The 25680-nt window shown below is 68.5% G+C and carries 23 protein-coding genes and 1 pseudogene; 7 read left to right on the top strand and 17 right to left on the bottom strand.

The genetic code is table 11. The features are described 5' to 3' along the window. Positions 1-84 precede the first annotated feature (84 nt). Positions 85-792 carry a response regulator transcription factor gene (locus AB8A24_RS16045; RefSeq protein WP_328961017.1) on the bottom strand — a complete coding sequence of 236 codons (708 nt, stop codon included), beginning with the start codon at positions 790-792 and terminating at the stop codon, positions 85-87. An 8-nt stretch (positions 793-800) separates the two neighbouring features. Continuing rightward, positions 801-2045 carry a sensor histidine kinase gene (locus tag AB8A24_RS16040; RefSeq protein ID WP_369476237.1) on the bottom strand — a complete coding sequence of 415 codons (1245 nt, stop codon included), beginning with the start codon at positions 2043-2045 and terminating at the stop codon, positions 801-803. A 141-nt stretch (positions 2046-2186) separates the two neighbouring features. Between AB8A24_RS16040 and AB8A24_RS16035 the strand changes: the two genes are divergently transcribed. Further along, positions 2187-3359: a serine hydrolase domain-containing protein gene (locus AB8A24_RS16035; protein ID WP_369476235.1), complete on the top strand. Its 1173-nt coding sequence runs from the start codon at positions 2187-2189 to the stop codon at positions 3357-3359. A gap of 62 nt (positions 3360-3421) precedes the next feature. Then, positions 3422-4588, top strand: coding sequence for a serine hydrolase domain-containing protein (locus AB8A24_RS16030; RefSeq protein WP_369476233.1), 1167 nt, complete (start codon positions 3422-3424; stop codon positions 4586-4588). A 75-nt stretch (positions 4589-4663) separates the two neighbouring features. Here AB8A24_RS16030 and AB8A24_RS16025 read toward each other — a convergent pair. Beyond that, a pseudogene (locus AB8A24_RS16025) lies at positions 4664-4855 on the bottom strand (CorA family divalent cation transporter); the annotation flags it as partial. Between the two features lie 1177 nt (positions 4856-6032). Here AB8A24_RS16025 and AB8A24_RS16020 point away from each other — a divergent pair. From AB8A24_RS16020 to AB8A24_RS16005, 4 genes are all read left to right on the top strand, one after another. Continuing rightward, positions 6033-7277, top strand: coding sequence for a multiprotein-bridging factor 1 family protein (locus AB8A24_RS16020; protein WP_369476231.1), 1245 nt, complete (start codon positions 6033-6035; stop codon positions 7275-7277). 318 nt (positions 7278-7595) lie between these two features. Further along, positions 7596-8390, top strand: coding sequence for a TIR domain-containing protein (locus AB8A24_RS16015; RefSeq protein WP_369476229.1), 795 nt, complete (start codon positions 7596-7598; stop codon positions 8388-8390). Further along, positions 8387-10381, top strand: a complete 1995-nt coding sequence (locus tag AB8A24_RS16010; protein ID WP_369476227.1) for a hypothetical protein — start codon at positions 8387-8389, stop codon at positions 10379-10381. Before AB8A24_RS16015 ends, AB8A24_RS16010 begins: the two co-directional genes overlap by 4 nt. Beyond that, a complete protein-coding gene (locus tag AB8A24_RS16005) occupies positions 10378-11712 on the top strand; it encodes a hypothetical protein (protein WP_369476225.1) in 1335 nt (444 codons plus the stop codon). The genes AB8A24_RS16010 and AB8A24_RS16005 overlap by 4 nt, the downstream gene beginning before the upstream one ends. On the opposite strand, the gene AB8A24_RS16000 is transcribed toward AB8A24_RS16005, so the two are convergent. Beyond that, a complete protein-coding gene (locus AB8A24_RS16000; RefSeq protein ID WP_369476282.1) occupies positions 11676-12227 on the bottom strand; it encodes a very short patch repair endonuclease in 552 nt (183 codons plus the stop codon). The genes AB8A24_RS16005 and AB8A24_RS16000 overlap by 37 nt on opposite strands. Before the next feature lie 386 nt (positions 12228-12613). Here AB8A24_RS16000 and AB8A24_RS15995 point away from each other — a divergent pair, with 386 nt between their 5' ends. After that, positions 12614-13822, top strand: coding sequence for a hypothetical protein (locus AB8A24_RS15995; RefSeq protein WP_369476223.1), 1209 nt, complete (start codon positions 12614-12616; stop codon positions 13820-13822). A 30-nt stretch (positions 13823-13852) separates the two neighbouring features. Here AB8A24_RS15995 and AB8A24_RS15990 read toward each other — a convergent pair whose 3' ends face one another. The 13 genes from AB8A24_RS15990 to AB8A24_RS15930 form a co-directional block, all read right to left on the bottom strand. Next, positions 13853-14419, bottom strand: coding sequence for a hypothetical protein (locus AB8A24_RS15990; protein ID WP_369476221.1), 567 nt, complete (start codon positions 14417-14419; stop codon positions 13853-13855). Then, on the bottom strand, positions 14371-14916 hold the full coding sequence (locus AB8A24_RS15985; protein WP_369476219.1) for a hypothetical protein: 546 nt from the start codon (positions 14914-14916) through the stop codon (positions 14371-14373). Before AB8A24_RS15985 ends, AB8A24_RS15990 begins: the two co-directional genes overlap by 49 nt. After that, positions 14901-15905, bottom strand: a complete 1005-nt coding sequence (locus AB8A24_RS15980) for a hypothetical protein (protein ID WP_369476217.1) — start codon at positions 15903-15905, stop codon at positions 14901-14903. The genes AB8A24_RS15985 and AB8A24_RS15980 overlap by 16 nt, the downstream gene beginning before the upstream one ends. Positions 15906-16057: 152 nt before the next feature. Beyond that, positions 16058-17080, bottom strand: coding sequence for an ImmA/IrrE family metallo-endopeptidase (locus AB8A24_RS15975; protein WP_369476215.1), 1023 nt, complete (start codon positions 17078-17080; stop codon positions 16058-16060). After that, entirely contained in the window at positions 17077-17994 is a 918-nt protein-coding gene (locus AB8A24_RS15970) for a hypothetical protein (protein ID WP_369476213.1), read from the bottom strand. The genes AB8A24_RS15975 and AB8A24_RS15970 overlap by 4 nt, the downstream gene beginning before the upstream one ends. Before the next feature lie 37 nt (positions 17995-18031). Further along, the gene (locus AB8A24_RS15965) at positions 18032-18997 is read right to left on the bottom strand and encodes a hypothetical protein (protein ID WP_369476211.1); all 966 of its coding nucleotides are present in this window, start codon (positions 18995-18997) and stop codon (positions 18032-18034) included. 290 nt (positions 18998-19287) lie between these two features. Continuing rightward, entirely contained in the window at positions 19288-20328 is a 1041-nt protein-coding gene (locus AB8A24_RS15960; RefSeq protein WP_369476209.1) for a serine hydrolase domain-containing protein, read from the bottom strand. A gap of 87 nt (positions 20329-20415) precedes the next feature. Next, complete coding sequence (locus tag AB8A24_RS15955; RefSeq protein WP_369476207.1) at positions 20416-21513, bottom strand: glycosyltransferase family 4 protein; 1098 nt, start codon at positions 21511-21513, stop codon at positions 20416-20418. Then, a complete protein-coding gene (locus tag AB8A24_RS15950; protein WP_369476205.1) occupies positions 21510-22046 on the bottom strand; it encodes a deoxycytidine triphosphate deaminase in 537 nt (178 codons plus the stop codon). The genes AB8A24_RS15955 and AB8A24_RS15950 overlap by 4 nt, the downstream gene beginning before the upstream one ends. Next, positions 22043-22579: a dCTP deaminase gene (gene dcd, locus AB8A24_RS15945; RefSeq protein ID WP_369476203.1), complete on the bottom strand. Its 537-nt coding sequence runs from the start codon at positions 22577-22579 to the stop codon at positions 22043-22045. Before dcd ends, AB8A24_RS15950 begins: the two co-directional genes overlap by 4 nt. Then, positions 22576-23796, bottom strand: coding sequence for a metallophosphoesterase (locus tag AB8A24_RS15940; RefSeq protein ID WP_369476201.1), 1221 nt, complete (start codon positions 23794-23796; stop codon positions 22576-22578). The genes dcd and AB8A24_RS15940 overlap by 4 nt, the downstream gene beginning before the upstream one ends. Next, positions 23793-25112 (bottom strand): UDP-N-acetylglucosamine 1-carboxyvinyltransferase, encoded by a 1320-nt coding sequence (locus AB8A24_RS15935; RefSeq protein ID WP_369476200.1) that lies wholly within the window; start codon positions 25110-25112, stop codon positions 23793-23795. The genes AB8A24_RS15940 and AB8A24_RS15935 overlap by 4 nt, the downstream gene beginning before the upstream one ends. Before the next feature lie 4 nt (positions 25113-25116). After that, positions 25117-25557 carry an ATP-binding protein gene (locus AB8A24_RS15930; RefSeq protein WP_369476198.1) on the bottom strand — a complete coding sequence of 147 codons (441 nt, stop codon included), beginning with the start codon at positions 25555-25557 and terminating at the stop codon, positions 25117-25119. Positions 25558-25680 lie beyond the last annotated feature (123 nt).

Genomic DNA, 25680 nt, shown 5'->3' with positions numbered 1-25680 from the left:
CATCCGCGTCTTGGAGGGCGATCCGGAGAGCGCGGCACCGTGGACCGCAGGGCGGAGCTGCGGCGTGGCCCGTACTGAAGCCGGTCAGCCGGCGAAGCCCGGGACCACCAGGCCGGACTCGTACGCGATCACCACCGCATGGGTCCGGTTCTGCGCGCCGAGCTTGGTCAGCACATTTCCGACGTGCGTCTTGACCGTCTCCAGGCTCACCGTGAGGGCCTCCGCGATCTCCGGATTGGAGAGCCCGGTGGCCACCAGGCGCAGCACCTCCTCCTCCCGGCCGGTCAGGGCGGCCCGCGGCAGGGCCTCCGCGGAGCCCAGAGGGCGGGGGGCGACCATGCGGCCCAGTGCGGCCGGGAAAAGTACCGCTTCGCCCGCCGCCACCACCCGTACCGCCTCGGCGATCCGGCGGACCGGGAGGCGCTTGAGGACGAAGCCGCTGGCGCCCGCGCTGAGGGCGGCAGTGACGTAGCCGTCATTCTCGAAGGTGGTGATCACCACGACCTTCGGCGGTTCGACCGCTTCGGCAACGAGTTGGCGGGTGGCCTCGATCCCGTTGAGACGCGGCATCCGGACGTCCATCAGAACCACGTCCGGTCGCAGGATCCTCGCCCGTTCGACCGCCTCGACGCCGTCGGCGGCCTCGCCGACCACCGTGATCCCCGGCTGCGCGGCGAGCAGCATGCGCAAGCCGCTGCGGGTGACCTCGTCGTCGTCCGCGATCAGGAGGGTGACGCAGGGGCCGGTGACGGAAGGTAGGGCCGTGCCCTCGCCCGCGTCGGATCCGCTCACGCCGACGCTCACGCCGACGCCCGTGCCGGCAGCCGGCAGGCCAGCCGCCAGTGCTGCGTCCCGTCCGGGCCGGCCTGGAATTCGCCGTGCAGCAGCCTGACGCGCTCGGCCAGTCCGGGCAGACCGTGGCCGGAGGTCGAGAAGGTGCTCGGGCCCGGGCCCGTCCGTGCCCCGGTCCGGTTGACCACCGTGAGATCCAGTCCGTCCGGCCCGGCAGCCACCAGGACCTCGATCGGGCCGCCCGCCCCGTGGCGCAGCGCGTTCGTCAGCCCTTCCTGGAGGATCCGGTACGCCGCCCGGGAGAGCGTCCCCTGGACCTGTGCCAGCTCGCCCGACAGCTCCGGTTCCACTACCGCGCCCGCGTGCCGCAGGCGGTCCAGCAGCTCGGGGAGGTCGGCCAGGGTCCGGGTCGGGGCCGCTGCCGACTGTTCCTCGCGCAGCACTCCGAGCACGTAGTCCAAGTCCTCCAGCGCGGCCCGCGTCGACTCCTCGATGCTGCGCATGGCGGCCCGCGCCGCCGCCGGGTCGGCGGTGAGCACCTCGCCGGCCACCGCGGCCTGGATCGTGGCAGCGGTCAGTGTGTGCCCGATCGAGTCGTGCAACTCGTGGGCCAGTCGGTTGCGTTCGGCCAGCAGCCGTTCCCGCTCGGCCGCCAGCGCGAGCAGCTCGGCCGACGACGGCCCCAACAGCTTCGGCGCCAGCCACCGCAGAGCGTTCGTCACCACCACGCAGACGGCCGCCGCCAGCAGCAGGCAGCCGAGCGCCACCGCCCAGCTGCCCCAGCCACCCTCCGCCCGTACCGACCAGCCGAACAGACTCAGCTCCATCTCGGAGCGGAGCCGGCCCCCCGGCAGGGTCAGGCCCGCGATGACCAGCACGCCGCTCACCAGGGCGCCCGTCCACCCCAGTGCCACGTGCAGCACCAGCCAGAGCGGGGTCCGCCAGTGGTCGAGGCCGGGGGCACCAGAGGTCCGGCGACCGGCCACGGGAATCGGCAGCGGCACCCGCAGCAGCCGGCGGGCGGATACGACCAGCGCCCGCCGTACAGGGCGCGCCAGTCCGGCCAAGCCGACCAGTGCCGCCCAGACCAGCAGGACCAGGACGATCTGCACGCTCTCGGGAGCGGATTGCCACGACAGCGCCGGCACCAGGGCGAAAGGCAGCAGCGGAAGGCTCGCCAGAGCGCCGCAATAGGCGAACAGCACACCCGAATACGTGGAGCCGCGTAACAGCGGCCGAATTCCCCTGATCATGGTCGCCAGTATCGCCGGGCAGCCCACCGGCAGCCTCCCCCGATCGGGGGAGCGAATTCTCCCGCCTTCCCGCGATGCGGTCAGAGGGCCCTGGAAACCAGGATTCGTGCTCCGACCGAACGATTCCCCAGGAGTTGACTCATGCGAGCTCAGACCCGGCAGGGCCTTCCTTCCCCGACCCGGCGGCAGCAGGGCACGCGGCGACGGGCCCTGCCCGCCGCGGCCGCGGTGGCCATCGGCGTCATGACACTGGGCGCCTTCGCCCCGCCCTCGGTCTCCGCCGCCGCCAGGCCGGACGCCGTCCAGCAGAGCTTGAACGCGCTGGTGCGCGACGACGGGATGCCCGCCGCGCTGGCGAGCGTCCAGGACCGTGACGGCCGCATCCGCACCTACACCGCAGGGCTCGGTGACCTGGCCACCGGCTCGAAGGTGCCCAGGGACGGCCAGGTACGGATCGGCAGCAACACCAAGACCTTCGTCGCGGTCGTCGTCCTGCAGTTGGTCGGCGAAGGGAAGATCGGCCTCGACGCCACCGTGGACACCTACCTGCCCGGACTCGTCCGCGGAGAGGGGATCGACGGACGCCGCATCACGGTCCGTCAGCTCCTGCAGCACACCAGCGGACTCCCCGACTACGGCGTGCACGTCGACGACGACGAGATCAGGAACCGGTACCTCGAACCCCGCGAGCTGCTCGACATCGCCCTCCGGTACAAGGCCGACGCGGATCCGGGGGAGACGTGGGGATACAGCAACACCAACTACATCCTGGCCGGCCTGATCGTCCAGAAGGTCACCGGCCGCCCCCTCGCCGAGGAGATCGACCGGCGCATCATCAAGCGCATCGGGCTGCGCCACACCTACTTCCCCGCCCCCGGAGAGATGACCATCCGAGAGCCGCACCCCCAGGGCTACCACCGCAACCCGGCGGACGGACCGCTGCGCGACTTCACGGAGATGGACCCCTCCTGGGGCTGGGCCGCAGGCCAGTTGATCTCCACCAACTCCGACCTCAACCGCTTCTTCACCGCGCTCCTCGCCGGCCGCCTCCTCCCGGCGGCCCAGCTCGCCGAGATGCGCACGACGGTCCCCGCCGGGACCTCAGGCCTCCGCTACGGGCTGGGTCTCACGAGCAGGCCGCTGTCGTGCGGCGGCGTCTACTGGGGCCACGGCGGCGACATCGCGGGGTACGAGACCCGGGGCGGCGTCACCGACGACGGTCGCGCGGCCAACGTCGCGGTCACGAGCATCCCGTCGGACGAGGCGGCCACGCAGCACGTGATGGACGCCGTGGACAGGGCCCTGTGCGGATGAAGCGGGCATCCGGCTACCCGGCGACCCGAACGACGATCCGACGATTCCTCAGGAGTTGACTCATGCGTGGACAGACACGGCAAGGGCTTCGCTTGCCGGGCCAGCAGCAGGGCACGCGGCGACGAGCCCTGCCCGCCGCGGCCGCGCTGGTCATCGGCGTCATGACACTGGGGGCCCTCGCCCCACCCTCGGTCTCCGCCGCCAGGCCGGACGCCGTCCAGCAGAGCTTGAACGCGCTGGTGCGCGACGACGGTATGCCCGCCGCGTTGGCGAGCGTCCAGGACCGTGACGGCCGCATCCGCACCTACACCGCAGGGTTCGGCGACCTGGCCACCGGCTCGAAGGTGCCCAGGGACGGCCAGGTACGGATCGGCAGCAACACCAAGACCTTCGTCGCGGTCGTCGTCCTGCAGCTGGTCGGCGAAGGGAGGATCGGCCTCGACACGATGGTGGACACCTACCTGCCCGAACTCGTCCGCGGAGAGGGGATCGACGGACGGCGGATCACCGTCCGCGAGCTCCTCCAGCAGACCAGCGGACTCCCCAACTACAGCGACTACCTCGGGGACGACGTGCGGTACTACTCCCCCCGCGAGCTGCTCGACACGGCCCTCCAGCACCCGGCCGAGTTCGACCCCGGGACGAGTTGGAAGTACAGCAACACCAACTACGTGCTGGCCGGCCTGATCGTCCAGAAGGTCACCGGCCGCCCCCTCGCCGAGGAGATCGACCGGCGCATCATCAAGCGCATCGGGCTGCGCCACACCTACTTCCCCGCCCCCGGTGACGCGAGTATTCGGGAGCCCCACCCCCACGGCTACTACCGGGAACCGGCGGACGGACCGCTGCGCGACATCACGGAGATCGACCCCTCCTGGGGCTGGGCGGCAGGTCAGATGGTCTCCACCAACTCCGACCTCAACCGCTTCTTCGGCGCACTCCTGGCGGGCCACCTCCTGCCCTCGGCCCAGCTCGCCCAGATGCGTTCCACCGTCCCCGCCGAAGCGACCTTCGGCCCCGCCGCCCGCTACGGACTCGGACTCGTCAGCAGGCCGCTGCCGTGCGGCGGTCTCTCCTGGGGCCACGGCGGCAGCTTCCCGGGGTACGAGACCCGGGGCGGCGCCACCGACGACGGCCGTGCCACCACCGTCGCAGTCACCATGCAGCTCACCGACGAGGCGGGCCGGCGAAATCTCGAACGCGCCGTGGACACCGCCCTGTGCCGCTGAACCCCGCCGGGGGTGTGCCGTGAAACGACCGATGGGCCCGACATGACGTCGGGCCCATCGGTCGCACCACGGCTCTTACAGCCAGTCGCGCTTCTTGAAGATGACGTACAGGCTCACGCAGACCACTGCCATCAGCAGGATTGCGAAGGGGTAGCCGCCTGCCCACTTCAGTTCCGGCATGTCCTCGAAGTTCATGCCGTAGATGGTGCCGACCAGCGTGGGGGCGAAGAGGATGGCCGCCCAGGCGGAGATCTTCTTGAAGTCGTCACCCTCACACCGCTGACCTGCGGAAACCGGCTGCAGAGAGCCCCTGGTCTGCACCGATCCGTCTTTCCGGCCGTTTCGCCGTGCTGCCCTTTGATGCGGTCGATTCTCCCCAGCCGCTCCCCAACGAGGCTTCATTCTCCCCAGATTCTCCCCGTCGGGGGTGGTCCTTGAAGGGTGAGTGCCGCTGGTCGGGACCCGCGATCCGCGTGTCAAGGCAGGCTACGCGGAGTAGTGATTGCGAGGCAGGAGCGGGGCGGCTGCTTTCGGCTTGGCGGTGCATGAGGTCGGGTGCGGCGGCCCCTTCGCAGGGGAACGGTCCCTCCTGGATGCCGCCCGCTCCTGGGGTCGGCGGCGATGTTGCCGAGGAAGAGGTGTACGGCGCGGTTCGGGGCGGACGTGCGCTCGTACCACCGCTCACGCAGCTGCTCGCGGAGGTCGGCCTCACCGTACTTGCGCAGGAACTTCCGGTAGGGCTCGCCGGCCTCCCAGTCCCTGAGGGCCGTGTCGTGGCTGGGGCAGTCGTCGCCCGCGCAGCGGAAGGTGTGGCGGAACTCCAGGCAGGACCCACTTCCGGCGCGGCGGGCGGAGGTGGTTGGTGGCGGAGTCGGTATCGCGATCAACACTGCGCAGGAAGTGATCTCGCCCTGCAGTCAGAACTCCCGCAGCAGCTTCGGATTGCTGGTGACGCCCCCTTCTCACCAGTGAGCCGGAGGCCATCGACCCGGCCGCGGCCGACCCACTCGTCGGTCAGTCGGCTGTCCACCGCCTTCGCCTGCTGCGGCTTGACCACCTTGACAGTCTCGGTCTCGGATCACGTGCCACTGGCCATTGGGGCATCTTCCTTGATCGACACATGCACCGAACGACTTGGTGCTCTTGGTGGTGTGATCGGGCGAAGTCACCTACCCCGTCACTCTCGATCGATTTGTCCCGAGCGCGATCGACTCCGGTCACGGCAAGGAACAGGCAGAGCACAACGGAGGGCGTAAGAGGCAACGGGCAACACCGTCGAACCTCGATCCTCAAGGTAGGCCTCGTGTCAAACTCGCTCTCGGATGCGAAGCGATGGGGCTCCGATACGGCGGGTGTTCGCCATAGGTCTTCGTGTCGACCGGTGAACGAGAGTTCCACGTAAGGGCTACGACCCTCACGTTCGCTATTCAAGGGGAGGCCAATAATGAGTGCAACTTCACGTTTCGGCCCAGAACTTCGTCGCTTACGACAGGATGCGGGACTGACTCTGACCGAGTTCTCCGTGGCGCTCAACTACGACAAGGGGTACCTCAGCAAAGTCGAACGCGGGGAGCGTTCTGCGTCCCCCGAGCTGGCCCGGCGGTGCGACGCTTTCCTCGGCGCGAACGGTGAGTTGCAGCGTCTGGCAGCCCGCCCCGAGACCGAATCGGACACCACCGAAACCCCCGCCACCCCGAGCCCGTGGCTCGTCGGGCGCCGGGAGGTTCTCGCGGCGGGTACGGGAGCACTGATCGACCTCGGACTGAAACTCGGCGGTCAGGCGTTCTCTGCCACCGACCCCCTCCTTCCCTCCTTCCGCACGCAGTTCGACCAGCTACGAATGCTCGGCCAGTCCACCGCGCCAAAGGTCTTGCTTCCCCTGCTGGAGGCCCAGACGCGCACGATCGCCGCGCTGGCCGCCGACACCCCGTCCGCCACTCGGGCCCCCGCGCTCCTGCTTGCCTCGCGGTTTGCGGAGTTCACCGGCTGGATGGCCCAGGAGGCCGGAGACAGCGCCGCGGCACTCGGCTGGACCGGTGAGGCCGACGGACTGGCACGCGCAGGGGGCGATCCGTACCTCGGTTCCTACGCGCTTGTGCGCCGCGCCCTGGTCACGCTTTACGGCGGGGACGCCGCGAGCACCGTCGCCCTGGCCCGACGGGCGCAGAGTGACAAACTGCCGCCGCGCATCCGGGGACTCGCGGCCCAGCGGGAGGCGCAGGGGCACGCGCTAGTCGGCGACGAACTCGACTGCCTCCGCAGCCTCGACAGGGCACGGGAGCTGCTCGACAGTGACGACGCCCGCAGCGGCGCCGGCCCCGTTATCGGCACCACCAACGTGAGCGATCCGGCGGCGATGACGACCGGCTGGTGCCTGTACGACCTCGGTCGGCCCAAGGCCGCTGCCGAGGTCCTTGACCGGGAGTGCCGTCGCCTCCCGCCGCACGCGCTGCGAACCCGCGCCCGATACGGCTTCCGCAGGTCCTTGGCCCACGCGGCCTCCGGAGAGGTCGAACGCGCGTGCGCGATCGCCGGGGAGCTCTTGGCGGTGATGCCGGCCGTACCCTCGGCGACGGTGAACAGCGATGTCCGGCGTCTCGCGCGGGAACTCTCCCGGTTCCGGAGCAGCCGGGCCGTACACGATCTGCAACCGGCGCTGGCACGGGTGCTCGCCCCCGCGCACGACTGACAACGACTCCACGACCGATACGGGCTCGAGCCGCGCGTCTCGCCGGACTGCCGGGTGCCTCCAGATCCGACGACCCCCGGCGAGACCCTCCAGTCCCCGCCTGATGCGTCGCGCTGCGCCCCGGCTTCTCGGGGTTGCCCGCGGTCAGTGCCCCGCCGGGCCGTGCGCATCCGTAGGCCCTCCCGTGGACGCCATGCCGTCGCACGGTCGGGGCCTCACCACCCGGGTGGACCAGGGCCGCGAAGCCCCGGTTCACAGCACCCGAACTCGTACCCATTCGGCACTGTCTTCCGTCTGCCTCCCACGAAGGGAACCTTCATGCCCAACGTCTTCGTCAACTACCGCACAGGCGACGAGGAATCAGTGGCGACCATGATCGCTCGGGAGTTAGCCCGGCGGTTCGGCAGCGAGCGGATCTTTTTCGCCAGCACCTCGATCGCGCTCGGACACCGCTTCCCAGCGGAACTGGTCAGGGCGGTGGAGGAGTGCGAGGCGCTCCTAGCCGTGATCGGCCCGCGCTGGGCGGAAGTACAGGGGGAAGACGGCCGCTCCGCCCTCGAAAGCGACCAGGACTGGACCCGTCGTGAGATCCAGACCGCGCTCGACCGAGGGATTCTCGTGATCCCAGTGCTCGTCGGAAAGGCCACACGGATCGACCACGCCGTCCTCCCGGACGATCTGCGGGAGCTGGCGGACTGCCAGTACCGGCGGTTCGACCACCGCAACGCAGAGTCGGACCTGACGGCGATCGGCGACGCCCTCGGCCGACTGCTGCCCGAGCTGGGCGCAGTGGACCGCGACCTCCGCGCTGCGCGGGAGCGGGCAGAGGCGAAGCCCCGCAAGAAGTCGGCCCAGGACGCCGGGCACACCAGGATGCGGACGCGCGATGTCGAGCAACGCGTGCGAGGCGGTATCGGAAACCTCAATGGAGACCTGTCCGGCACTTTTGTCAACGAGCCGCAGGGGCCGGTGAACACCGGTCGGGGACACCAGTACAACGCGCCCCACTTCCAGGGTGACAACACCGGGGTCCAGTTTACGGCGGGCGACAACAGCGGTACGGTCCACCAGCGCATCGAGCGCGAGCGTCGGCGCTCGGACGACGGACGATGACCGAGCAGGACCGCGTCACCGTCAATGATCCGCGCGGCCCGGTGAACAACGGTGAGGGGCACCAGTACGTCTTCTACGGCGCCGGCGCGGACTGGATGATCCGTAGAGGGGTCGAGTCCCTCAGGGTCGCCCGTGAGGATCGGAAGCGCCTGGCCGACCGGTTCGTTCGACCGGTGGGCTACCGCGTTGCTGCCGAACGCCTGGAGAAGCCGGGGTCGGTGGTGCTGCTGGAGGCGCCGCCCGGCAGTGGCCGCCGCGCAGCGGCGATCATGCTGCTGCACGGGCTCGGTGAGGACGAGGGCGCCGACGAGGATGGCGTCCGGTTCGAGGAGCTTCCCGCCACGGACAAGGACACGGACACGGGTACGGAGGGGAGTCCTCTCCCGCCCGACGAGGGGGACCGGTTCCTCCTCGACCTCTCTGGGATCGCCGACGAGGAGGCGTACACCAAGGCCCAGCGCCTCATGGCCCTGCGTCGTTCACAGGTCCAGGAGGCGAAGGCCCATTTGGTCGTCGTCTTGCCGGCGGGCATGGATCACGCCCATTCGCCGGACCTCGAACCGGACAGGGTGACGCTGCGGCGCCCCCGGGGCGTTGCCGTCGTCACCCGGTACCTCCGCATGGACCGCATGCCCTTCCGCTCCGCCGACCTGCGGAGCGACGACCTCCAGCGCCTGTGTGACCGCTCGCCCATGCGGGAACTGGCGCGGCTTGCAGGGCTGATCAGGTCCGCTCGTGAAGACGGTCGGTTCGGCGCCGATTTCGCGGGATGGCTCGAGCAGGCGATGCACGCGGTCACTGATCGTGCCGGTGAAGTGGGCAAGCAGGTGACGACGGTCCGCACCGCGTCCGAGCGGGCGCTGCTGCTTGCGACGGCGGTGTTCGAGGAGGCCCATGCCGACACCGTCTACGAGGCGTGGCACGGCTTGATGAAGACGGTGAGGCACGAGGAAGAGGCGACTACTGAGCTCGCGGGGAGGGACTTCGGGGAGCGGTTGGAGGCGCTCGGGATCGAGCGGGATGCTGACGGAGGGCTGCGCTTCGGGCGGCTGGCATACGCCGACGCCGTACGGACGTACTTCTGGGCGAACTTCCCTGGGGTGCGCGATGAGCTCAAGGACTGGATCGGCCATGCCACTGGTCTACACGGTCTGACCACCGACGACAGAGTGAACGCCGTCGTCCGCTTCGGCGAGCGGTCTCTTGCCGTCGGTCGGCCCGACCACCTCTTCGACCTGGTGGTGCGCTGGACGGATCGTGCAACCGGAGCATCGCGCGACCCGCGAGCTGTGGCCGCCCTCGAACTCGGTCTTAGCCACGAGAGGTTCGGGGGTTGGTTCCGCAGGCGGATATACGAGTGCGCGAGGTCCGGCCCCTTATCGGATGGTCTCGCCCGCATCCTGACCAACGCCTGCCTCCAGAGCCTCGGCGCGACGCACCCTGATCAGGCGATGGTGCGGCTCCACCACCTCGCCGTACGGAAAGGGGCGGCGGCGGGTGAGGCGCGGGAGGCACTCCTCGACCTCGCCGGCCGCGACCGTCGGCTCTACCGACTGCTCATTGACCGCCTGCGGGAGCGGACGGGCCGGGTGCCGCGCGAGACGGATCCCCATCTCCGCCTGCTTACCGAGCTGCTGAGCAGCGCTCGGGCACCGGATCCGCCACCATGGCCGGACCTGTTCCTGGGCTGGGAGGCGGTCTTCTCGCAGCGGCCGACGGACCTCTGGAACCTGCTGGCGAGTAGCTGGCTGAACGCAGTGGCTGGCGACAGTACGCGGGAGATGGCGCTGGGCTTGATGGTCAGGGCGACGCACAGCCGCGCGGTCGCTCTCCACCGCCTCTACGCCATCGCTTACGACTGGGTGGGACCCACGCGCCACCCGTCGAGGGAGGCTGTCGCCGCCCTCTTCTGGCGGCACATCGACCACGCGCAGTACGCCCGCACGCAGAGTACGGGTGGCGGACCACGGACCACGGAAGAGGCACGATGAAACACCGCTTTCCCAGCCTGCTGTTCGTCGCTCTCTGCGGCCTGGCACCGGCTGCGCTCGGGAACCTCCTGCACTGGTCGGCGTGGCTGTGGGGCTTCATGTGCATGGTCACGGCCTCGGGTTCCCTACTGCTCGTGATGATGGCCCCCGGCCGTGGCAGCGTGCCGGTCGATTCGCACGAGCCCAGGGAACCCGAGCCGCCCGCGGCGCCGTCGGAGCAGCCGTACGAGGAGACGCGGGTGGTCGACGCGGCGCTGCCGAGCTCGGCGGACGGCTACGACTTCCTCTTCTCCGCAACCGTGTGGTGGAGGCCGGCTCCCGGTCACGACGGCTACTCTGACGGCGCCTCCCCGGCCCTTGCCGTGGCCTCGGTCGTCAGCCGGGCCTTGGCGGTCGTCCACCACGAGGAGCCCGGTCGGGCGAGCTTCGCGCGGTATCTCTTGGAGGGGGAGCTGGGCGTCCCGCTCCCGGACCGGAGCGGACGGGTTAAGGCCCTGGCAGCGGATGTGACGCTGACCCTCGCCCCCGCTGATCGCGAGCGCCTACGGAAGTTGAACGACCTTCGCAAGGACGAGGAGGTCTGGGAGTACGAGCGTCATCACGAGCGCAACAAGCGGCGCTACCTCGGTGACGACGTGCTCAAGAGTGCGGGCAGCGCGGTGGTGTGGTGGCTGGCCCGACACGAGAACGAGATCGAGAAGGCGGTCGACATGATCGGCCCGCTCGCCCAGATCGCGGCGGCGGCCAACGACGAGGAGGTGCCCGAGCTCTTCCGTCACCTGCTCGTCCCGCCCGTGGGTGCGCGAAGCGAGGCGACCGCCGGGGGCCCGCTGTGGGACGGGCACAGTCAGGGAGGAGGAGCGTTCAACCATGAGGAGGAAGTGGGGGCTTCGGACCGGCTGCTCCTGTTGCTGGCGGCGGTGGGCCTGAAGTCGGACATGGATGAGTACACGGTGTTCGTGCACCGTGTGGTGCGGAGCCTGGAGGCAGCCGGGCTGGACGAGGCCGCCGAGGAGATCAGGCGGACCCTCCTCCTTACGTCCGACGAGGGCTGGGGTGAGGGGCCGGAGGGTAGGGCTTCAGGTGAGGGGGACAACACCGGGACTTGGTCGCCGCACTTCCCAGCCCCCGAGGGCTCACAGCCCACCGACGCGGATGCGGCCACGTTCATGCCGGGCGCGGCGGCGAGCGACGAGGGTGAACGGATCCAAGGCTGGCAGGAAGCGGCCGAGGACGATACGCCACGTCCGCACTTCTGGGACACCTTGCAAAACCCGCACGGACCCGCAGCGCCTCACGTACGGGACTCGGACGACAAGGACGGGAGCTGATCCGGTAGGCAGTCGGCCCTCAGAGGCTCCCCTTCACCGCGCCCGTGAGGGGCCTTACCTGCCCCGAGGAGGGAGCCAGGGGGACCCACCAGGCCAGGCTTGATGACGTCCTGGACCCCTAGCCGCAGGGCCAGAGGGTGGTCACGGGCGGCGAGGGCAGCCGTCACCCTTCCGACGGCGCCATCCACGCTTTCGTGCTCCCAGATGCGCAGCGGCAGCCAGCCCAGGAGTACGAGGTGGGTGTCGGTCTCCTCGTCGCGGCGAACGTTGTTTTGGAGCTTCTGCTGCCACCAATCGGAGTTGTGCTTCGGAGCGTGCAAGTGTTTCTGACACGCGTGCCAGAAACACCCCTGGACGAACACGGCAGTCCGCCATCTCGTGAAGGTGACGTCAGCACGGCGGCGCGGCATCCCAGGGATGGGCAGGTGCACGCGGTAGCGGAAGCCCAATGCGTGGAGAGCACGCCGCAAGGCGAGCTCCGGCTTCGTGTCTCGGCTGCGTTGGGCCGCCATCACCCTCTGGGCATTGAAACGTCCCGCGGCGTCGGCACGCCCCTGCGACCGTCTTGGATCCCCACCCCCGGACAACTGGTGCACGATCGATTCGGTCACCAGCTGTCATCCGGCGCGGCAGATGGTCCGCCACGGCGGACTCCCTTGTCGCCGGTTGCGAGCGGCCTCTCGGGATAATCCTCTTGCTGGCGGGCCAGGTGCTGCCTTACGGCACGTTCTGGGTGGCACGGCTTAGGTGAGCGCCGCCGCGAGAAGGAGGCCGGGCTCGTCGTCGCATGGCGTAGGTGTCTCGGGGTTGAAATATCGCTGCGCTTTCGCTGTGTGTCGTCGTAGAATCACCGCAGCTATTGATATAAATCGCACCAATTTTCGAAGCTGGGGGCGTTTTGGTGATCGATCTCAAGCAGTCCTGCAAGACGTTTCATGAAGTTCGGAAACTGCCGCGGCAGAACTTTTGGAAGACGGTTTTTGAAACGCAGGGCAGGCTGGATGTTCTATCTAACCCGAGATTCGCGGAATATTTTGCATGGGAGCCTAATCGGTCAAATTGTCCCGACCTTGAGCTCTTGCTGGAAGGGCTAATTTCCTGCCTGCCCGAGGATTGGAAAGCGAGGGTTAGGAGGCTATTCGCTGGCAGGAACCTGCACGGTCATGCCAACGCGGAGGCGTGGCGTTCCGGGGAGGTGGGTGTTATTGAGGTGAATTACGGCATTACTTCCGCCGCAATGATTTACTCCGTTCTGTACTACAAATACTTCGAGATGATTCGCACTCTAGGTGCGGATGTTGATTTCACCGATGAAGACGAAGGTGTACTCATGATGATCCTGGAGGAGGTTGGGGACGGCGGATTCACTCCCATCCTTGTAGCTGATGGGGAAAGGGGTTCGTGGAGAGATAATCGGCAAATTTTTGCAGGTCATGAGCTTTTAAGTGAACTTCCTGTGTCGGCCAGCCGTGAGGCCTATCACGAACTTGTCCGGTCTATTGAGGAATTTGTCCTTGCTCACGAGCTTGCGCACCACCTGCTGGGGCATACCGACGACGCGTACCCGCGGGCAAGTCGAAATCTGGCGCATTTTCAGAAAATTAAGGCGCGGTATGAGATCTCGTCACCGGGCGAGTCCCTGAATGTAGAGCAAAGAGACGAGGTGGAGGCCGATATGCTGGCCCTTCTCATGATGTCTGGGGCTCTACTTGGAGAAATTACGCCGGCCCGAGTCTATCGCGCTACGGGAGGATCTGTGATTGCTCTAACTGCGCTGGCGCATATTGACGAAAGTTGGGTCGCATCGAATGAACCCGGGGAGACGCATCCGGACTTCATTACTAGGTACACTCATGCCGTCGATGTCGTCAGGAAAATATCTAAAGACCTTCCAATTGGTGTAGAGGGCGGGCATCCGATCGGTTTCCTGGCGCAATTATCCGGCTTCGTCTCGCTGATCCTGGATCGATGGTTGAGTAGAGAGAAGACGGATCATGCGCCCATTGACGTGCTCAACCTGGCATATTGGCTCTTTGAGCGAGCTTCGGAACTGGAAGCGGAGCTGGAGGAATTGCGTACCAGTCGAAATCCCCGGGGCTCATGCACGTGATATGGCATGTGCCTAGCTCGACTCACGATCCTAGGGAAGCAGCCCACGCCGCTTGAAGATACGTCTCAGTACGAACGCGGGGATCAGGCGCCGGAGCCCGAAGCGGTAGGTGAGGGCGCGCTCCATCGTGGTGACAGCGTGCTGTTGGTTCCCCATCCCGAAGCTGCCCAGATTCATCTCAGCGGCGGTCGTGACGGGCGCGGCGTTCCACGCGTCGCTGCAAGCCTGCTTGAAGGCTGCATCAAGGCCAGCGAGGCATTTGTCGAAGACCTCGCCGATTATCACGCTCTCCGTCGAGATCCAGGCTCGGCTCTCTGCGAGTGTCTCCTGAAGGTCATGTCCGGCGACTGCGATCGTGTTGAGGACCTCGGGACTGTCACTGGTGCGCCGACGTATCCGGTAGGGGTACTCGATACGCGCGACCAGGACTTTCATGGTGGCGGCGTAGCGGTCGCGGCGGACCGTGGCACCAGCACGCAGACCGGTGAGAACGTGTCCAAGGATTCCCGCGACGACGGAGGAGCCCAGGACGAGGGCTAGGACTGCCATCACCGGCGTGGATGCCGTTGCGGGTGCGGTGAGAGATGTCGGGCCCATCTACGAGCCTCCTGTTTTGTCTCGGTGGTGCGTAGCGGATGGGTGCCGTGGGCGGGTTGGCCATGCGGAGCGTCTTCGGTTGGCCAGGTACCGGAGCGACGCCAAGCCTCTTCGTAAAGCAGATGCCGGTGGACGAGGGTGACCAGCGCTTCCAGGCCGTCTTCGGGGATCCAGCGCAGGGCCTCGTCGTCGCCTGGGTACTGCAGGCACAGGTCCCTCAGCGGAGGCGGGTTGCGGTGCTTGAAGGCCCGGCCGACCGAGTTGAGCGGGAAGGCGTGGACGGTGTGGTCAGGGCGGATGACGATGCGGACGCGTTCGGTTGGGTAGTTCTCGCGTTCCAGAGCTGGCAGCGGGCCCAGGGTGAGCTCAAGCAGTGCGGCTCCGCCGGGGCCAGCACGACCGCTGGCCTGCTCCACGCCGTAGATGGTGCGGGCGTGGAGCAGGTGGTCAGCGGCAGCGGTGGGATCGGCGAGCACCAGGTTCAGCGGGCACGCCATGACCGCGCCGGTCGGGCGGGCTGCTGGCCGCGCGAGGAGATGACGGCGCGTCCGGTGGAGGTGACGCTGCCGGCTGCCAGAGCATGCAGCGCGTCGGCGGCGGTCTGGGCCTCGGCCTCAGGGAACGGTTCGCCGATTAGGTCGTGCCAGATCTCGACCGCGGCGGCGTGCTGGCCGTCCTCCTCCAGGCGGCGCGCCTCGGCCGCTCGGCGGGCGGCATCGGCCAAAGCGGTGGCGTAGGAGTTGCGTTCGACAGTCGTCCAGTCGGCAGTCAGGTCGTCGACACCGGTGGGATCGAGTATCGGGAGGGTGACTGCCTGGGCGGCATGGGCGAAGGCTACGGCGAGGGCCTCGGAGTGATCGAGCGGGCCGGTGATGACCTCGTGGGCGAAGGCCTCCCACAGCAGGCCACAGGTGCCGTCGAGGACCGGGTGGTTCTTCTTGTAGGACTTCAGCATGCGAGCCTGGCGGACGAATCGTCCGCCGGTTGCCTGGTTGCGGGTGCTGATGATCCGGTTGAGAGTGCGAGTGTTTGACCACTCCCAGGTGTCGTTCTCCCGGTCGGCGATGTAGACGATCTCGCTGCCGTCCTCGTCGAGCGCAGGGACCAGGTCGAAGGTGAAGTCGATGTCGGGGAAGGTGATCTGGAGGGCGTGGGCGGGGGCGTCGTCCACGTCGAACAGGGCGTTGGGGTACTCGTCGGCGATGGCCTCACGAATCAGGCGCATTGCATGAGCGGGACCACCGGCGCTACGCAGGATCCCCTCAAGGCTCGGGTGCATCCGGATGACCATGTCGACGTCTTTGAGCGGCTTGAGCATCGTCTTTCGGGCAAAGCTGCCCTGCAAGAAGGTGCTGATGGCCAAGCCGGTAGCCACGAGGAGTCCGGTGATCTCGGTGTGTCGCTTCTGGGCGCTCTTGCGCTCGCGGTCGTCGAGGCTGAGTTCCTCGTCGAAGGCGTCGAAGGCGCCCTTGGTGCTGTCGTTCATTCTGCCGTCGTGCTCGCTTCTGCCGGCCTCGCTGCTTGTGGTGCCCGGTGCCGGCTCCGGGGTCCCGTATCTGATCGGGCGCCTGGGGCTGGGCGCCTTCACTGAGGACAGACGACGTAACTCGGCAGTAGCGAGGTGCGTGTGACTGGAGGTCAGTCGCAGTCGTAGCAACAGGTGTTCGTGTCGTCGAACATGGCCAGAGGGTGGACGACGAAACAGGAGATGCACTGACGTTCGGACACCTTGCGGTCACAGCCGCAGCGACCGCAGTCGGGGCATGGGGCGGACTCACACTGCGCGCAGGCAGGGGCGTAGGAAGAGAAGTCCTCCCCACAGTGATCGCAGGTGTAGTTAACGGGCTCAGGTCCAGTCCGGATGGCAGAGGGCGCGAAGGCTCTCCAGGGGGCCAGGTCGATGACCGCTACGACTAGGACGTAGCCCCCCATCTCCGCGGTCTGCACGTACAGCTCGTCGCCGAGAATGCCGTCGCGGTATGCGAATCGGCCTCGTCCCTCGGAGCGGCCGCTCCCGGACAGGGCGGTACGGAGAACCGGCACGTGGCTCTGGTCGCTGCCCCGGCGCAGTGGGGGCAGACCCTGGGATGCGGCGAAAGTGAGAGCGCCAGCAGAGTCGAGTAGGAGAACGTGCCCGGGGGAGGGGAGGCGCTCGCTGGCCTTCACACATGTCGCCATGCGCGAGCCGTTGCTCGCTCGCCACAAGGAAACTGCTGCGTCGGCGGTAGGACCTGCCCCGGCGAAGTGCTGATCTGCGAGTGTCTCGGGGAGCAGGATGTCGGCTGCGAAGGTGTCGCACGCCGCGTCCTCCAAGGCAGTGCCTCCGTCGGGCTGGGCAAGCAGGACACCCATGAGCTCGACCACTGTCTGCTGCAGGTGGTGGCCCAGTTCGTGTAGGCCCGTGAAGTCGCGGCGGGCCAGACTCGCGGATTTGGCGACGGCGAGTACGGCGGGAGTGCCAGCGAAGTAGGCCCCGGAGACACTGCACCCGCTGCCGGACTGCTCGTCGGGTACTTCCCGAACCTCTAGGCCGGGCCACTGGCGTAGTTCCTGCAGGGCACCAGCGCCCAGCCGCTGGCTGGCGCCGGGGTGGTCACGGTGCAAGACGGCCAGCATGTCTTGGGCCTGCGCCCGGGCCTCTGCGCGGCGGAGATAGTTCACCGCTTGCTCCCCTGACCCAGGTGGACGTCGAAATAGCGGTCCACCCGAGCGGACCAGTCCGCCTCCGCAGGTCGCTCCTGTCTCGCGGCCAGAGCGAGGGTTGCAAAGAGCGCCTGTCGGCGGGCGTCGAGTTCAGCGGTTTTGTTGAGCTGGGCGAGTCGACGGATCTGAACGCGCCGGATGGGGCGGCTCAGCTCGTGTACCAAGGGCTCGGGCAGAGATGGGTTGGCTGCCAGGACTTCATCCACGGCAAGGCCCAAGACTGGCGCGAGGAGCCCGGCCTCGTCCGGAGTGAGCTGTGTCTGCGAGCGCAGCAGGGCGAGAGCGTGCGGCGGTTGGATATTCAGGTGTTGGATCAGGTCGGCGGGACCGACAGCGTGCTGCTTAAGCAGTACTGCCAGGTTACCGTTGCCCTGCGGCGCCCACTGTGCTGCGGCGAGCAGATCCATGGTGTCTGCAAGGGCGGCGCGGAACTCGGCCGCCTGGGCGGCGGGGCTGGGGATGGGGCTGCCGTAGCTGTATCCGTTGGTGGCTGGGGCAGGGGAGCCGTCGGCGTCCAGAGAGATCGACAGCTGGCTGACCCGCCGGTCCAGGACGAACCAGGGAAGACGGTTGCCCAGGCCACACCACAGGGCGATCGGCTGTTCGAGAGTGGACGCCTCGGCGGTCAGCAGCAACGTGTCGGCGTCGTGAAAGCGGGTCTCCAATGAGACAGGAAGGGCATGGACGGCGCTGTCATCGACTGCCGTGATGGCCACGATCTCAACAACGTCCTCCCAGACTGCACGCCAGATCTGCCCCGGGCGGGGGTCGCCCGGGGTGGCTGCGACTGTGGTTCGGACCGCATCGGGAACGGTCAGTTGGGCTGCTAGAGCTCGCAGCCGGTCGTACGCGGTGCTCGATGCCTGGCTCATCGGGCGGCCCCCAATCCCTCGCGGCAGTCTGTTTCCACTATGGACAAACGACGTCACTCGCCGAACGGCAGGGTGGGTCTCCGCCGAGGCGCAACAATGCTGCGGCGACGTCGCTTGGATCGCTTCCATCACCCGTCAGCGCCAGCCTGAGTTTCTCGCGCAGCGCCTCCATGATCGCCGAGGCCTGGTGACGTCCAATCCCGAGCAGAGGGGCTACCTCCGTCGGATCGTCGTCGAGGTGGGCTAGCAGCGAACGCTCCTGAGGGGACATTCCATCCCAGATTTCACCAGCCAGGATGCCGGCCGCCACCGGGTCGGCGCCTTGAGTTTCATCGGAGATGGAGTCGATGACGGCGCCATCGTCCGCGTACAGGCTGACGAACCGGGGAGGGGACAGAAGCTCGAAGCGCGCTTCGAGAACCTTGGCGAGGTCCTCCTCCCGAACCGCGCCGCCAGCAGCCTCGAGTACTGCCGTGAGCACCGTCATGAGGGCATGCACCGTCTTCTTGGGGGTCGGCCCAGAGTGGTTCCAGGCCGTGATCCACACCTCCCGTGCTCCCCAGGCTGCTCCGACTAGGTCGTCAAGATCGCCCTGCCAGACAACGCCGGCCGGATGCGAGGTCAGAGTCCAGCGAGACCCTGGCACCGCGCGAAACCGATTGTCCTGGGCCAGGCGTGTGGCGAAGCGGCGGCGAAGTTTTCCCCGCTCGGTGCCCTTCGCCTCGTCGATCAAGAAGTTCTTGATCGAGGTGAAGAACATCTTCTCCAAGGAAGTGTCGTCGATTGCCTTGAGGGAGAGGTTCAGAACGAACTGCTCCCCCTTCCTGCTGAGCATTTCGAACAGGAGGTCATCGACGGCGTCGTCGGTCCACGCGGCGTGATCAGCAGGAGGTGGGAACCCTTGAGTCCGGGCCACCTGCCGGCCCACGCGGCGCAGCAAGTCAAGGCCAAGATCACCTAGCTGGCCACGTTGCACCAGCTCGTCGTACGCCCCGCCCGCCATCAACCACTCCGGCCTCACTCTGCGGACTGCGCCGTCTGCGCAACTCTTCTTCCTATACACCTCCCGACGCTCGGAGGGCATTCGCCACGCCGATTAATTCTGCCGACCGCGCGCTTCCTGTGCTGTCTCGTTGAAGCCGGGTGCCCGTCCGGTGTGGAGCCATTTCGCAGAAGGGCGGCTCCTCCCACTTGGGATCGCGGTAGGTACTCGCAGCATGGCCTACCCGGCTTGGTCCTCGGCACGCGGATCTACCGGAAGGGTCCCTGCTGCTACACGGGCTACATGGCTGGCTAGTTGACGACGTCGAAGGTGCAGGCCCGAAACGCGTTGCGGATCTCGGTGAGGGGTTCGCGGTCGCGGTTGAAACGGAGCTTGTTGGTGAGGAGGACAGCCCATCTGCCCTGCTGCGGGCTGATCCACATGCCGGTCCCCGTGAAGCCGTAGTGGACCCAGATGTCCTGGTTGGGGTCGGTGCCGGGGGCGGGGTGCCAGAAGAGGCCGCGGGCGGGGGTGAGGTCGCCGGTGTGGAGGCGGAGCGAATCCTTGATCCAGGTCGGGCCGAAGGCGGTCTGGGTGGGGGCGAGCATGTGGCGGAGGAAGCGGGCCAGGTCGTCGAGCACCGAGAAGGTGCCAGCGATGCCGCAGACGCCGTCGAGGAGGCGGGCGGAGAAATCGTGGGCGGTGCCCTTGAGGTGGGTGCCGGTGGTCTCGTCGTACTCGGTGGGGGCGCACCGGGCCGCCTCGGCATCGGGGAGGGGGCCGAAGCGGGTCTGCGTCATGCCCAGGGGGTGCCAGACGCGGTCGGTGGCGAGCTGGTCCAGGGGCTGGCCCGAGAGGTGCTCGGCGAGGTAGCCGAGGACGAGGGCGGCTCGGTCGGTGTACTCGACGGCTTCGCCCGGCGGGCGGTGGAGGGCCTCGTGGAGGACGCCGTCGCGGATGTCCTGGGGGTCGGTGCCGTAGAGGTTCTTCAGGTTGGCGCGCAGCGGCAGGCCGGCGGTGTGCGTGAGCAGGTGGTGGGCCGTGGCCCGGGCTAGGGGGTGGCCTGCGACTTCGTCCCAGAAGGTTCCCAGCGGAGTGTGGAGCTGGAGCTTGCCCTCTTCGACCAGGGTGCCGATCGTCGACCAGACGGCGAGGATCTTGGTGAGGCTGGCCACGTCGAAGACGGTGTCCAGCCGCATGGGCTCGTCCGGGTGGTCGGGGTCGAGAAGGCCGACGGCTCCGCTGGCCTCGATGCCGTCGGCGTTCCCGACCGCCCACACCGCGCCGGGGTAGACCTCGTCGCGGACGCCGGTCTGGAGGAGGTCTTCGATCCGGTCGGTGGTGTGGGTCATGGTCTCCCGATCGTCGTGGGCCGCGGGTGGTCCGCTGGCTAGGTTAGTGACGCGGCCGGGGCGGTGCCGGCTGTGCCACGGGTGGTGTCAGGCGAGCCGCCGTCCGAGATCGGCGATGGCCGTGGCGGTGGCGCTGAGAGGGAAGCGGGCGGCGTTGGTGCGGCCGGATGCGCGGAGCATCTCCAAGAGGCCTGGGGTGGTGCGCAGGCGGTGGAGGTCGTGGGCGGCGGTGGTGGGGTTGGTGAAGTCGGTGGCCAGGCCGGTGCCGGAGAGGGCTTCGCTGAGTCCGGGAACGGGTTGGTAGAGGACGGGGAGTCCGCAGGCCTGGGCTTCGAGGGCGACGAGGCCCATGGCCTCCAGGGTGGTGGAGGGCACGGCGAGCACGTCGTGGTCGGCGAAGGCCTTCCAGAGTTGGGGGCGGCGGAACCAGCCGAGGTAGCGGACGTGGACGCCGAGCTGACGGATGACCGGGGCGAGGTCGAGGAACTGGGCACGCGGGGCGGCGATGCTCAGCTCGACCGAGCGGGCGGCCGCGACGGCTTGGAGGAGGGGTTCGAGGCCCTTCTCGGAACTGAGGCGGCCTGCGAAGAGGATCCGCAGGTGGCTGGTGGGACGTCGGGCGGGCCGGGGCGGTGGGCTGGTCAGGAGGCGGTCGGGGATGCCCCAGGGGATCTTCTCGATCTTGCGCCTGTCCGTCTTGGGGGCGAGCTTGAGCAGGCGGTCGGCCATGGCGCCGGTGGGGACGACGATCGCGTCGGCAGCGGAGGCGGTCTCGCGGAGAACGCGTAGCTGCGTGGTGTGGTTCTCGGCGTGCAGGAGGTCGGTGCCGTGGACGAAGGCGATCCGGGGGTGTGCGGGCAGGGCGCGCAGGAGGGCGGGGGTGGCGCCGAAGGCCAGGTGGTGCAGGTGCAGCACGCTGATCTGGCGCGGGTCGATGGCGGCCGTCATGGCGTGGCACAGGTTGGTGACGTACCGGCTGAAGGCGTGGCCGTCGAGGCATTTGCCGGACGCGTGCAGCAGGTCGATGCCGGCCGGGGTGCGGGGTCGGGGGCCGTCGGGGGCGAGCATGAAGGAGCGGGCGGGGATCGCGGGCTGGGTGCCGGCGTAGAGGTCGAGGAAGAGTTCGACGCTTCCGCCGGGACTGGGGAACGGCAGGTCGAGGGCGGTGGCGACGACGCGGTTCACCGGCGGCCTCCGGGGTTCTCCTCGTAGAGGCGGGAGGTCTCGATGCCCTCGCTGGTGCGGTACTTGAGGCCGTGCTGCTGGTAGCTGGCGGGGGAGCCGTGGGTGCGGAGGAAGACGAGCTTGCCGAAGGTCATGCCAGGCCGGACGCGTACGGGGCGGGTGGCTCGGATCTCCAGGGTCCAGCGGATCGCATGGCCCTGGTGCCCGAGCGGCGCGGAGACGTGGACCCAGATGCCGAGGGAGCCGGTGGTCCGGTCGCCGTTGAGGAGTTGGGCGTACGTCTCGGAGCCGGTCCGTTCCAGGGTGTGGCCGAGGTAGAGGTGGCCGGGCTCCAGGACGTACCCGTCGTCGGGGAGGGTGAGCTCGGAGAAGGCGGTGGGACTGGCGGCGTCGAGGTCGCCCTCGCAGACGCGGAGCGTGCTGCCCAGGCGCCAGTCGTACGCGTTGGGGGACAGGCGGTCCGGGTCGTACGGGTCGATGGTGATGCGGCCCGCCTCGCGGGCGGCGGCGATGGCCGGTCCGGTGAGGATCACGAGGTCACCGCAGTGGCGTCGAGGTCGAGCCAGTATGAGGAGGGTTGGGGCCCGGAGGCCGCCTGGTACTTGCCCTCGTAGAGGTCGATGGCGCCCTCGGAGACGAAGAACATGATCTGCCCGATCTTCATCCCGGCGTAGACGCGCACGGGGCGGGTCGGGGTGAGCATCAGTGTCCACTGGCCGTGGAAGCCGATGTCACCGATGGGTGCGGTGATCTCGACGAAGAGCCCCAGTCGGCCGACGGAGGACCGGCTGAAGAGCAGGGGGACGAAGAGGTCGGATCCCGCCTCCTCCAAGGTGTGGCCGAGGTACAGCTCGCCGGGATGCAGGACGTGGCCGTCGTCGCCGATCTCTGTGCGGCGGGTGGGATTCGGGCGGTGGGTGTCGAGTACCTGGTCGGTGTAGGTGAGCAGGGTCTCGCCCAGGCGGACGTTGTAGCTGTTCGGGTTGACCTGGGTCGGCGTGAAGGGGGAGATGCGCAGCCGTCCGTCCTTCGAGGCGGAGGCGATCTCGGGCCCGGTGAGGATCACTGGTCGTCTCCGTTGGTCAGGATGCTCCGGATCGCTGAGCCGAGGCTGAGGCCCGAGGGCTGGGCTCGGCTGCTGAGACAGGTGTCGGCGAGGTAGTCGGTGGTCAGCACGCTCGCCAGGCCGGCGGGAGGCGGATCGGGGGAGGTGATCAGGGGTCCCGCCAGCTCGGTGAGGTGAGTCAGCAGTGCAGCGGGGTCGTTGCGGAAGGCCGGCGCGACCTGGGCCTCGACCAGGCTGTTGTCGAACGGCTCGATGGCCAGCAGATCTCCGGCGGTGAGGACTTCGCCGAGCAGCGTCGTGCGCACGGCGGTCTCGTTGAGGACGACGGCCTCGCTACCCAGTCCGCTGCGCAGCCGGTCGGCCAGTTCTCGGAGCAGGGCGTGGCGGTCGAGCGGCTTGTTCCGATAGGGCGCGACGAGACGACCCAGCGGCTCGGCCAGTTGTGCGTCGATGGAGGCGATCTGTTCACGGACAGAGTCGAGCGCAGTCGGCAGGACGGATCCCGAGGTGTCGGGGAAACGGGCGGCCCGTCCGATCCAGCCTTCGAGGGAGCGTTCGGCGACTGCGTAGCCGACGGCGAGTTCCTGCCCCTTGAGCACGATGGTGCTGCCGACCCGTTCGGGTCCGGTGTGTTCGCTGTGGCAGTGGCCGGCGAAGACCACGTCGAGGAAGGGGCACGCCTCGGCGAGCTGGAGGTCCTGCTCGAAGCCGGAGTGGCTGAGGAGGACCCAGGAGTCGACCTCGTGGTGGTGCGCGAGCATCAGCTCGCGCAGGGCGTGGACTGGATCGGTGATGCGGTGGCCGGACCGCTGCCCGACCGGGATCGACTTGAATGCCTGCTGGCCGATCACGGCCGTGACGGCCGTCCTTCGGCCCGCGATGTCCACGATGCGCAGACGTCGGAAGAGCGCGTTGCCGGTGGAGTACTCGACGACGTTCGCGCATACGGTCCGCTGGTGGAGGGCGGGCTCGAAGTAGTGCGGCCAGCCGTGGTTACCGGGAGCGACGACGTCGTACAGGGCGAGCAGGATGTCCCGTTCGAGCGCGCCCCGGCCGAGGCGGTAGTACCCGGTGCCCTCGAAGAAGTCGCCGCAGTCCACCAGCAGGCTGTCCGTGCGTGCCTGGTGGAGGTGCCCGAGCAGCGGGCCGCCGGCACCGAGGGCGGAGTGGACGTCGGTGGTGGCCATGATCTGTCGTAGGGAGCGGGACGTGGTCATGGCGCGACCTCGCAGATGTCGGCGCCGAGGTGGAGGAGCTTGCCGGGTAGGTCGGCGTGGCCGCGGCGGAGCTGGTCGACTCCGCCGAGGGTGGTGATGCCGCGGGCGGTCAGGGCGGCGACCATGAGCGCGGAGCCGGTGCGGATGTCGGTGGCCTCGACCCCGGCTCCGGTGAGGCGTTGCGGGCCGGTCAGCCGGCATTCGGTGGGGGAGATCTCCTCGATCTTCGCGCCGAGCCGGGCCAGCTGGGGCAGCAGGTTCCCGTGGCGGCCGGGGTTGATGGAGTCGGCGAACAGGTGTGTCCCGGGCTGGCCGAGGGCCAGTGCCATCAGGGGAGGCTCGAAATCGGCGTCCAGGCCGCCGACGGCGAGCGTGGCGATGGCGCGAAGGGGACGGGCCGTCGGCCGGGCGGCGCTCCCGTCGACCAGAAGGACGTCCTCCCTTACCGAGGTTGGGATGCCGAGCCGTTGCAGGGCTGCCTGCAACGGCACCACATCCCGACCTTGGACGCCCTCGATGCGCGCGGTCCCACCGGTGGCGGCGACGGCGCAGGCCAGGGTGCCTGCCTCGATCTTGTCGCCCGGAACGCGCCAAGCCGGAGCCTTGGCCGGTGATGCCGGTGCCGGGCTGAGGTCCAGGACCTGTTCGCCGGCTCGGGTTTCCCATCCCACCGAGCGCAGGGCGTCCAGCACGGTGAGAACTTCCGGCGACAGGTTCGGCCGACCGAGGCGCAGCGCACGGCCCGCGACGACCGCACGCAGGACGGCGACGACCGTCGCACCGCGCGACCGGAATGGGAGCGCGTGGGAAACCGTTCCGGTCGCGGGTCGACCGGCCGCGACGTCATAGCCCTCGTCATGGACGGCGACACGGTCACCGAACGCCTCGTACACCCTGAAGTGCAGGTCCATGCCGCGCTCCCCGATCCGGCATCCCCCGGGCCAGGGCAGCCGGGCGTTCCCCTGTAGGGCGAGGACTGCGGGCACCAGGTAGTACGACGCGCGGATCCGTGCGGCCGGGGCCAGGTCGGGTTCCGCGGGTACGGCGTCAGGGGCCATGATCACCACGCTGTCGGGTCGTCCCACAGCTCGGGCGACGTGCCAGCCTGCTCCTTGGATCAAGGTGAGCATCCAGTGGACGTCGGCGCTGGCGGGGACGTTTTCCAGCTGGATGGTCCGGCGCACGGCTGCTGCGGCGGCCAGCAGCGGCAGGGCGGCGTTCTTGGAGCCGTCGACGGTGACCGAACCGGAGAGGGGACTCCCCGGACGTACGGCGATGACCTCCGCGCTCGTCCCAAGAGCTCGATGGGGTGCCATGCGTTCAACTCCTTTGCAGGGGAGGTTGCGTGATGGATGGCGTGACCGAGGTGGGTACGGACAGATCGAGTTCGGCCCAGCAGGACTTGCCGCCGGCGCTGTGGTCGACGCCGTGCCGGTCGGCGAGGGCGTCGATGATCAGCAGCCCGCGGCCGTCCTCGGCGTCCGTACGGGGTGGGCGTGCGTGGGGGAGGGCGGAACTCCGGTCGCGGACCTCGAAGCGCAGTCGGCTCCCGAGCAGGCGAGCGGTTACGGAAGCAGCTTCGTTTCCCGTGTGCTGAACGGCGTTCGCCAGCAGTTCGCTGGCCACGACCTCTGCCGCGCACATGCGGTCGGTGCCGATGACCGTGCGCCAGCCCCTGATCTCGTTCATCACCTGGTGCCGGGCACGAGCGGCGCCCTCGGGCGTACTCGTGACGGCCAGCGTGACCTCGTGCACTTCCATGAGCAGCCTCCTGGAGGGGTGCGGTTCCACCAGGCAAGCGGGTCAGGAGGCGGCCTCGCGACGGGCCGCGCAGCCCCTGCATCGTTCATGCACGTTGTGCATGGCTGGCAAGTTCGTTGCAGT

The organism is Streptomyces sp. BF23-19 (genome assembly GCF_041106355.1).
GTDB lineage: Bacteria > Actinomycetota > Actinomycetes > Streptomycetales > Streptomycetaceae > Streptomyces > Streptomyces virginiae_A.
Note: the sequence above shows the minus strand (reverse complement) of the source record. Positions and strands in the feature narration are given on the sequence as shown.